Raw genomic sequence first — 10197 nt, 5'->3', positions numbered from 1 at the left:
TTAGTTATTCACACTTTGTTATCTGTTTTCTGTGACATACGGCGCAACAGCGCTCTTATCAGTGTGACTAATAATCCCCCTGTAAACATCCCTAAAAAATAGATCAGCACAATTAGTACAGAAATGGGTAGTGTTATTTGCGTGAAAAGTAGAGATAAGTTCACCGCACCACTATTTTGGAACGCAAACAGTGTGGTCAGAACCACAATAAGCACGAAGCACACCGCATAAACGTATTTCACTCGACAGTCCTTTTCATCTCAGCACACCACATTTCAGTATTAATAAAATAAGTTAACGTCCTGTTTCAACCATCCCTCGCCACCCATTACCTAGGGGATAGACACAGATAGCCGATAGTAAAATAGCGTTACTTTGCTATTCACTATCGGCTATTTTTTTAAGAGCAACTCTATCTATCCTCAGAGTCATTGGAGCGGCAGGTAGCGAACTAACTCCCTGCGGCTTCAAGTACAGAGGGGATTAGTAGTCAACGGCATCTCGGGTAATCGGGCATGTCATGCAGTGACCGCCCCCGCGCCCACGGCCTAATTCACTGCCAACAATTTCAATTACTTCCACCCCTTCTTTACGCAACTGGGTGTTAGTTTTGGTATTGCGATCATAAGCCATTACCACACCAGGTGACAGGGCGACCATGTTATTACCGCTGTCCCATTGCTGGCGTTCCGTATCGTAATCATTGCCTTCGGTCTCAACCACACGCAGTTTTTTCAGGTTCAACGCCCCAGCGACGGCTTCAACAAAAGTACCTTTATCGCGACTTAATTTAATGCCGGTTGGGCCTTTATCTGGACGCAATGAGAAGGTTTGGATTTGATTCACAATCGCCGGGTAGAGAGTGACGACATCGCGGTCGCAGAAAGTAAATACCGTGTCCAAGTGCATTGCGGCACGCAGTTTTGGCATTGCGGCAATCATGACGCGCTCAACTTGTCCTTCACTATTTTTAAACAGTGATTGAGCCAACTGAGTAATGGCCTGATGAGAGGTGCGCTCACTCATGCCAATTAACACCGTTTTATTGCCAATCGGCATGACGTCACCGCCTTCCAGTGTCGCAGTGCCGTGGTGCTGTGTTGGGTCACCCCACCACACTTTCACATTCGCATCGCCAAAATCTGGGTGGAATTTATAGATGGCGGTCGTCAGGATGGTCTCTTCATGACGGGCTGGCCAATACAGTGGATTCAGTGTCACACCGCCATAAATCCAGCAAGTGGTATCGCGGGTATAAAGGGTATTCGGCAGTGGTGGCAACAGATATTCCGTGATGCCAACCGCTTCGCGGATCAGCTTCAGTTCTTCTTTGTCACATTTACCGTCTTTATGCAGTTCAGTGGTAGACAACCCACCGATCAGTACTTCAGCCAATACGCGTGATGTCAGGCTTTCGAGATAACTACGTGTTTCGTGCAAAATACCTAATGACACTTCGTTAGGCACTATTTGCTGGTCCAGAATCCACTTTTTCGCCACTGGATTATCCAGTGTTTCCGCCAGCAAATTATGCATTTCAACCACATCCACACCGCGCTCACGCATTTTGGTCATAAAATCAAAATGGTCGCGTTTTGCTCTTTCTACCCACAGAACATCATCAAATAATAATTCATCGCAATTACTTGGGGTCAGGCGGTTATGGGCGCGACCGGGGGCGCAAACCATCACTTTATGCAACTTCCCGACTTCAGAGTGAACACCAAACTTAGTTTTGGCGTGAGTTTTCTTAGCTTTATCTGACATAAGAACTCCAATAAATTATATGGTGATAATTCCGGTGAAGATGCTGTAAAGCGCAATAACCGCCGCCACAATAAGCACGATAAACAGTATTCTTTCGTAGGTATTAAAGGCTTTTTGATGCTGTTCACGTTTGGCAATCAAGTACAAGATGGTGCCGGGACCATAGATAATGGCCGACAGCAGCAAGTATTTCAGACCGCCCGCGTAAATCATCAGTGCGGAATAGAAAGTCGCAATAAGGGCAAAAATAAGATCTTTACGGTGACCACGTGCATTGGTTTCGTAAGTCTCACCGGTCCAGGCCAGTTTTAATCCGTAAGCCCCAACTAACAAATAAGGGATCAAGGTTAACGAGCTGGTTAATTCCAATGCCAATTGGAAAGCATAATCAGTAAACAGTGTCAGAATTAAGAACACTTGAATAAAGATATTGGTCAGCCATACCGCAGCTGAAGGCACAGCATTGCTGTTCTCAGTGGCGAATACTCTCGGCATGCTTTTACTCTTAGCCGCCGAGAACAGCACTTCCGCTGCCAGCAGTGACCAAGATAAATAAGCCCCTAATACCGAAATAATTAGACCTATGCTGATGAAGATTGCGCCCCAACGCCCGACGATAGCTTCCAAGACACCGGCCATTGATGGTTGGCGTAATGCCGCCAGATCTGGGCGCAACAGCACACCGTAAGACAGCATGGTGATCAGCACTAACAGACATAGAACCCCAATAAAGCCGAGGACAGTCGCAATACCAACATGGCTACGTTCTTTGGCATAACGTGAATAAACACTCGCCCCTTCAATCCCTAAGAACACAAATACGGTGACCAGCATCGTGCTTCGTACTTGAGAGAATAAGGACTCGGGCTCCACCACCGGGGCCATAACTGCCGCCGCATGACCGACATAGCCATAATCATTCAAGTGGGATAAATCGACGCTTTTAACGACATCTGGCGTACCCCAGAAGTTCAGTGCAAATACATCACCTTTAAAGGCAAAAATCAGCACAATGACGAAAATAAAAATGGGAATGATTTTAGCGAAGGTGGCAATAGTATTAATCGCTGCCGCCTCTTTAACGCCCCGCAATATCAGGATATGGAATCCCCATAAAATAACGGAGGCCACTAATACCGCGGGAATGGTATTACCGTCACCAAATATTGGGAAGAATGCCCCTAGTGTTGATTTGATAAGCACAAAGTAAGAGACGTTACCAATACAAGTACCGGCCCAGAAACCTAATGCAGAAGCGAAACCAAGATAATCCCCGAAGCCTTCTTTTGCGTAAATGAATACACCGGAATCAAGATTAGGTTTGCGCTGAGCTAATGTTTGGAAAACAAAAGCCAGCATTAACATCCCACCCCCAGCAATACACCAGGCAATAAGTGCACCAAAGCCACCTGTTGCCCGCCCGAAAGTTGCTGGTAATGAAAATATACCGGCCCCGATCATTGAACCGACCACTAATGACGTTAGGGCCGGTAAAGATAATTTATTCGTAGATGAATTGGCCATGATGTTCTCAATGACATTGGATAAATTAAGTTGAATGTAGATTCTGCTTATCCTACAAACAGATTCACCTGGACCCACTTATCAATATAAATACATAGTTATGATAGCTTCCTTTAAAACTATTGCATAATGTCGGGAAAGTAGACCAAATCTTACAATGTGTAAATTGTTGCAAAAATTATCACATACATCAGAATTTTGTAATAGTGATCGATATCATCATTTACTATATTCAACGAACTATTTGCCAGTTTAATTCACTACTTAAAAGTCACCCAGTTAGCATAGAAATCTGTTTTTCTTAAATAGGACATTTAAGGTAATTACAGTATGTGAGCTCATTCAATAAAGCAGGAATGAATAAGAACATATGCTCACTTGCACACCATAATCCTATGGTCTAGTATTAAAGATTACACCAGTAAAAAACAAAACAATTTATCCTTTAAATTCAATGCATTGTAATTTATAAGTACTACAAATAAAAATAGTCCATATCTTATAAAAACTATCTATTTCTTTACCTCAAACACCTTATATTGCTCCCCTTATAGCCAGTAACCATCCGGTGATTAGCATGGTTTTAGACTGTGTTTCATTTTTTATAAAAAGGAGTGCGGTGCTGTCTTTATATCCTGTTCGCTTAGTCACTTTTGTCCGAAGAATCAATAAATCGGATAATAGAACAAGCATTACTTAGCTTTTATTTAGAATTCATTTACATTTGTTATCATAAAGTTAAGGAACCATCGTTACATTCGCCCTAAGGCAAACCATCACTTACTCGCACCGCAATCAAATTAATTATCAGTTCTTTATTTCATTAAAATCAACATCGGCAGCATAAAAAACTAACGCAACAAATTAATTTAAATAAAGAAAATATCTATTATTCCTCATAGTCGCATTAGAAAGACTGATGTTTTCTGTCGAAACGTCTGGCGAAGGGTAAGACTATTACGATGAAATAGCGTAGGAATTGTCCTGTTATTCTAACTTAGAATTAGTCCTATATAGATAACGACGTAAATAAAACGGGTGAATTTAGTATAAAAACTCACATCCCATTAAATAACTCTCCATTCAGATATACATATTGGCCTTCTTATTAAAGCTATCGTTTTAATTTTAGGGCATTCAATACCATTGCCGAGTGGGAGATAACATCCCACTTTATTCAGCTAAAAACACTGCAGTGACAAATAGAACAACACAACGAAAAACGGCCCCCATTGGGAGCCGTTACATAGCCAGTCATATTGTAGAATCGGCGGTTATTCTCTCTGCCGCTGGCCCAAAGCTGGCGGAGAGCCCGTCACTGAATAGCCTGCCAAAATAGCCACGAAAGTCATAAATAAATGGCCTTCAGATGAATCCAACAAGAATGAGTTGAAGAAGTTACAGGCCATATAACTGGTCAATACCGCCAGCAGGATATTGCGCAAGGCCGGTGTTTGTTGCCAGATAACCCGATAACAACAAACAATCCACGCCAGGAAGATAATCAACCCAACCACACCTGATTGAATGGTTTCCAGCAGATATTGGTTATGTGGATTATTAATTTTGTAATTTATTTCTGGATTCTCGTAATAGAAGCCACCAGCACCATGACCAAGAATCGGTGACTCTTTAATTAACCGCACTGCCTCTATAGCAAATGCCGAACGTTGCCCCATGGAAGTTCGACAGGCATCGTTTACATTGTCTGCTGACGCAGCCATACAGACTTTTATCTCATCAACACCCTGAGTGATACGCTGCGTTGCTTTATTGGGAATAAACAGTAATGCGGCGAATGCAATTGCGCCCAACACCACCAATAGCCCACGTTGACGATTGCTCAGTGAGAAGAACAGCCACACACCTAATCCAACCACTAATGCGACATAACCGGTTCGTCCCAAGACCAAGAACAGAATACTGTAACTGGCCGCCACCACAAGCAGGCCGTAGCCCCAGCGTTTCCAGCCCTGACTTTTCACCGCCAGCGCGAGCCACAGCGTAGCTGCCAAAGCCATAAAGAAGTTTTGGGTAATTTGCAGTTTAAAAATGGTTGGATTGGTGGGATCCACATGACCAATCGGGATGTGTAACACCCCAACGGCCAGCGTGCCGACCAATGCCACGGCGTTGGCTGTTAAGAACCCGATACAAAATAGTTTTATCAACCGAGGTTGGTTAATAAAGAAAAGGGCCAGCGGCAAAACATAAAGAAATTTCTTATCCTTACCCACCATATCCGGGCCATAACTGTTGTGATGGAACAGCAATGACAATGCCAATAACGCAAACATGGCCGCAGGTAGGTAGATCAGCGGATTTGTCAGTAAAGGTTTGAACTGTAATGATTTACGATTAATAATCAGACAGATTAGGACTAAAACCAGCGATATATTGATAAGGGAGCTGGATGACGGTAAAGAAATACCTAGCAGCAATGCTGTTATACCGCTCAGCATTTCGCTACGACGGTTAGCCGGTGCAGTGACCGGCGAAGAAGTCGATGGGGTTATCATAATTCTCTCAGCTTGAGCGGGTTAGAAGACAATAAGGTTACTGATATAAAACCATTTTTACACACTCTCAACCGCTATTGCATATTACTGGCTTTGAGCGCGCCAAGTATCAACAGCCGCTATGACATCACTCACCGGAATAGCATTCAAATAACGATCGGTGGTGTCAGTGTCTATCTCATTCGGGTGTGGCAACGTTCGGTAGTGACCCGCCCATAACAGGGTGTGCGGAGCCTGCCAGGGATGCCATTGATTAAGGTTGCTCGGGCCAAATAGCACCACTGACGGAGTCTGTAGGGCCGCGGCCATATGCATTGCAACTGAATCTACACCAACAAATAGCTTAGCGTTATCGATCAATACTGCCAGTTCCGGCAGCGCCAACTGGCCAGATAAATTGATAACTTTTTCTGTCTGCGTACAACCGGCAATGATTTCAGCAATATAGTCTAGCTCAGCTTGATCTTTGCCCCCTGTCAGCAGCACAGTTTCGCCCTGTTCAGTGAGGTGGTTTATCAGTTGGCTGAATGATTCACTGGCCCAGGTTTTAAACTTCCAGCGGGCAGAAGGCTGAATCACGATATAGTGATGAACAGGGTAATCCCCCATGCCGTATTGCTGGCACAGTTGTTTTACCCGCTCAACATCCTGCGCACTATAAGACATAGTGACGTCGGTGTTGATCTCAGTCAGCTGTAACGGCTCGAGGATATCCAGATTATTCAGCACGGTGTGCCGTTCAGCCGCGTTGGGAATATCCACCAAAGTAGAATGGCAGTAGTGCCATAGCCAAGTGTCGCGTTTTGGGTAGTGGAAACCAATGCTAAAACCGGGCTTTAATAAGCGGCAATAGGCCGCCGCACGCCATTGATCAGATAGATTAAGAATCAGATCATAATGGTGCTCTTTCAATGCATTAAATAGTGCTTTTTCGCCACTGATTTGGGCTGTTAAACCTGCATGTTTGAGGCCACGGTCCACAATAAAGGCGTGATTGACGGTGTTGTTCTCGCGCAGCATATCCTGCGTGCCGCCATATAATAGAACGTCAATTTTGGCCTGCGGATAGTTCGCTTTTAGTGTATTCAGTAAAGGAGTGGTGAGGAGAACATCGCCGAAATGGCGCAATTTAATGACCAAAATGCGCTGAACACTGTCCTTCTCCCGCAATATGTTTGGCAGGTTAAGTTGCCCAGCTGGTGATTCTGTCTTATTTGATGTATTCATCATCGGATGTGGCATCATCGGCAACAAAAGGGGGCAATAATGCTATCCAAGCACTTGCAACATAGCAATCACTTATTTTTGGCTATATTGCTAGCCATTACATAACTGTGGCCGATGAGTTTAACGCACCTAGGGGCACTTCGGCGGCTTATGCCGCTACGCCCCCCACGGCACGCTTCCCCATCGTTTCATATTTGTGTTGTCGATTTACCCCACGAAACCAATTGACGTTATCGGTGCCGGTAGATTGAGTGCGGACAGCGCGCAAGAACCGGATCATACATCAGTATGTGACGGTGATGAGCACTGCCCCGAAGCTCAAGCTGGCAAACAAGGTAGTTAATTTTAATCGTCAATTTCACAGGCCCGGAGCCTTCCATAAAGACGTCGTCAACCCACTGTCCACCAGCGTCAACTGGTCGGTATACACCGCTTGCCAGTTTGTTTTGGCTGCTTGATAAAGTGCTTTATGCTCAGTATTTGGCGTATATTCTCGCTCCCAGCGCACTAGCCGCTCACCGGTTTTATCCAGCGCCTCATAAAGCCCGACACCAACTCCTGCCGCAATGGCACAACCTAACGCGGTGGCCTCTTTGACAACCGGCACACGCACTGGAATTCCGGTGACATCCGCCAAGATTTGGCTCCACAATTTGCCTTTTGATCCTCCGCCCGCAAAGACGACGGAAGAAGCTTTGACGCCAGAGAATTCGGCAATTTGAGCCAGATTACAGGCCGAGACTATGGCGGCGTTCTCTTCCAACGCGCGGAATAAAGTCGCTTTGTTGCACTTTTCAGGGTCGAGTGAAAGGTTGATAAATGAAGGTGCGGCGTGATACCAAGATTTAAAACGCATCACATCGGAGAAAATAGGCATCACCCCGTAAGCCCCTGCGGGGACGCGCGCCGCCATATCTTCTAACAAACTGTAAGTGTCGATGCCCAGCCGCTGTGCCAGCAATTTCTCTTCGGCACAAAATGCATCACGGAACCAGCGCATCGTCAGGCCGGTAAAGAAGCTGATGGATTCTGCTTGCACCATACCGGGAATAACATGGGGATTGATGCGTGTATTCATATTGGGATCGGTGATTGGCTTAGGCAAGTTGACCACCTGCTGCCAGAAAGTACCGCCCAATACCGCTGTTTGTCCCGGTTGTACCACCCCAAGCCCCAGGCAGCCAAGTTGCACATCACCACCGCCCATCACGACTGGCGTACCTGCCAGCAAGCCACACTCTTGTGCCGCTTGGGCCGTGACATGACCGAGTAAGGTGCCGGTCTCTTTAACCGGCGATAAAATATCGGCGCGCAATCCGGCCATCTCCAGCAAGTGTGGCTGCCAGTTACGAGTGACTAAATCCAACATTCCGGTAGTGCCCGCATTGGAAGGGTCAACCGCCAATTCGCCACTGAGCATATTCGCCAGCCAGTCGCTTATCATGGTTAACGTCCCCGCCTGACGATAAATATCTGGCCGATAATGCGCCAGCCACAGTAGCCGTGGCATCGCACTCAGTGCCAGTGTCTGGCCGGAACATTGATAGACCTCAAGCTCAAACCCATGATTATGCAGCTCTTTCAGTTCACTCACTTCACGGCTGGCACGCGCATCCACATTGGCGCAGGCCCAGATTGGCTTGCCGCTGCGGTCATAGAGCACAATCCCTTCGCGCATTGAGCAAGCCGCAACTGCACGGATAGCGCTAGCCGGCAGTTTGGCCTGATGCAGTGCCTGACGAATGCACTGGCAGGTCAATTTCCAGTTGGTGGTTAAATCAAACTCCATCGACCCCGGGACATCAGGTACTGGAAGATGTAGCCATTCAGCCTGCCCGGCTGCTATCTGATTACCATTGAGATCAAATATTACAGCCCGAACACTGCCAGTGCCGGCATCCAGAGCCATCAGATATTCACCCGATGTGGTGGTCGTACAGAGTTGACTCATTGCGCTACCCTCTGTTTTATATGGATTTATGAATAAACCAGTCCTCTACTGCCATGAATAAATTTTTGTATTAAGAAGCAAAAACTATTGGCGTCATTTATGTGAGTAATACACAAGCCTAAGCTGGCAACTAAAATAGCCAATTAAATCAGTTTAATAATAGAACGCGCAGTTAGCTCATCAGTGACTAAAGCATTGACATACTTGCCTTGCAGCGCAGCAACAATCGCCTCTGATTTCTCAATGCCACCCGCCACACCAATAACCGTCGGGATATTGGTCAGTTCTGCCAGTGAAATGCCGATCAATTCTTGGTGGATTTGCATATCTGGCACCAATGCGCCATCGGCCTGCATAAAGTAGCCAAGGATATCGCCGACCGCCCCTTTGCGGCTGAACATCAGCTGTTCACCTTCACCGATATAACCGGAGCGCAAAATAGTGGCTTCTTTTTGCTGATTCACCGAGCCAATACCAACCACGGCTACATCCGCCGCTCGTGCTGCCAACATCACATCGCGCACACTGTTTTCCTGACGGAATGTTTCGGCCACTTTGGCACTGGATGCACGCAACGGCGCAGGAATAATACTGACCTGACAAGCAGCATCTAGCTGGCCAATCCCGGTCATATAAGAGCCAACTCCGCCAGACAGTGTCACTAAGCGAACTTGCTGTGAGGCGATAAAACCACTCAAATGCTGCAGTGCGCACATGGTGGTTTCGCCAAATCCCACCGCCAGCAGTTGCTGTGGTTGTATTAATGCCATCAATAAATGCGCGGCACCAATACCCAACCGGCTACTGATGCTGAGATCAGCCAGAGAAGGCAGAATGCGGATATGCTTGAGGCCAAAATGCTGTTGCAGTTGGTTTTCCAGTTCCAGACAACCTTCATAACGCGAATTAATCTGTACCCGGATTACCCCGGACTGACGGCCTTTCTCCAGTAATCTGGAGACCTTCAACCTGGTCAGCCCCAGCAGTTCGCCAATATCCCCTTGTGTTAAGCCATCGTGATAATAAAACCACGCAATGCGAGCGAGCAGTTCCTCTTCACTCATGCTATTACCCGGATATTTGTATTCATCATTGGACGACATGGGTTTTTCTTTCATTACCGCTTTTTCTTTCATCATTCCCGACATTTCTCTTCTGGCTTTACTCATCATTCATCAGCTCAATCCCAGAGCCACGAATGTTAAATAT

General features: G+C 46.2%; 7 protein-coding genes. All 7 read right to left on the bottom strand.

Going from position 1 to position 10197, the window contains the following annotated elements; genetic code table 11:
• Positions 1–8: 8 nt before the first annotated feature.
• The 7 genes from N0H69_RS02915 to lsrR all read right to left on the bottom strand — a co-directional run bounded on the left by N0H69_RS02915 (position 9) and on the right by lsrR (position 10127).
• Positions 9–242: a lipopolysaccharide assembly protein LapA domain-containing protein gene (locus N0H69_RS02915; protein WP_050109554.1), complete on the bottom strand. Its 234-nt coding sequence runs from the start codon at positions 240–242 to the stop codon at positions 9–11.
• 241 nt (positions 243–483) lie between these two features.
• Entirely contained in the window at positions 484–1767 is a 1284-nt protein-coding gene (gene arcA, locus N0H69_RS02910) for an arginine deiminase (RefSeq protein WP_050109555.1), read from the bottom strand.
• Between the two features lie 15 nt (positions 1768–1782).
• Entirely contained in the window at positions 1783–3291 is a 1509-nt protein-coding gene (locus N0H69_RS02905; protein ID WP_050150406.1) for an amino acid permease, read from the bottom strand.
• 1274 nt (positions 3292–4565) lie between these two features.
• Positions 4566–5810 carry an O-antigen polysaccharide ligase WaaL-ps gene (waaL-ps, locus tag N0H69_RS02900; RefSeq protein WP_050109557.1) on the bottom strand — a complete coding sequence of 415 codons (1245 nt, stop codon included), beginning with the start codon at positions 5808–5810 and terminating at the stop codon, positions 4566–4568.
• An 84-nt stretch (positions 5811–5894) separates the two neighbouring features.
• The gene (gene rfaQ / locus N0H69_RS02895) at positions 5895–7040 is read right to left on the bottom strand and encodes a putative lipopolysaccharide heptosyltransferase III (RefSeq protein ID WP_050150490.1); all 1146 of its coding nucleotides are present in this window, start codon (positions 7038–7040) and stop codon (positions 5895–5897) included.
• Positions 7041–7395: 355 nt separating this feature from the next.
• Positions 7396–8988: an autoinducer-2 kinase gene (lsrK, locus tag N0H69_RS02890; protein WP_050133311.1), complete on the bottom strand. Its 1593-nt coding sequence runs from the start codon at positions 8986–8988 to the stop codon at positions 7396–7398.
• Positions 8989–9131: 143 nt separating this feature from the next.
• Entirely contained in the window at positions 9132–10127 is a 996-nt protein-coding gene (lsrR, locus tag N0H69_RS02885) for a transcriptional regulator LsrR (protein WP_172665406.1), read from the bottom strand.
• Positions 10128–10197 lie beyond the last annotated feature (70 nt).

It is taken from the genome of Yersinia alsatica (genome assembly GCF_025133195.1).
Taxonomy (GTDB): domain Bacteria; phylum Pseudomonadota; class Gammaproteobacteria; order Enterobacterales; family Enterobacteriaceae; genus Yersinia; species Yersinia alsatica.
This window is presented reverse-complemented; position numbering and strand designations above follow the sequence as displayed.

What these genes read in the sequence shown, in the direction of transcription:
- arcA (WP_050109555.1), bottom strand. Translation starts at nt 1,767, where the DNA reads ATGTCAGATAAAGCTAAGAAAACTCACGCCAAAACTAAGTTTGGTGTT.
- N0H69_RS02905 (WP_050150406.1), bottom strand. Translation starts at nt 3,291, where the DNA reads ATGGCCAATTCATCTACGAATAAATTATCTTTACCGGCCCTAACGTCA.
- waaL-ps (WP_050109557.1), bottom strand. Translation starts at nt 5,810, where the DNA reads ATGATAACCCCATCGACTTCTTCGCCGGTCACTGCACCGGCTAACCGT.
- rfaQ (WP_050150490.1), bottom strand. Translation starts at nt 7,040, where the DNA reads ATGATGAATACATCAAATAAGACAGAATCACCAGCTGGGCAACTTAAC.
- lsrK (WP_050133311.1), bottom strand. Translation starts at nt 8,988, where the DNA reads ATGAGTCAACTCTGTACGACCACCACATCGGGTGAATATCTGATGGCT.
- lsrR (WP_172665406.1), bottom strand. Translation starts at nt 10,127, where the DNA reads ATGATGAAAGAAAAAGCGGTAATGAAAGAAAAACCCATGTCGTCCAAT.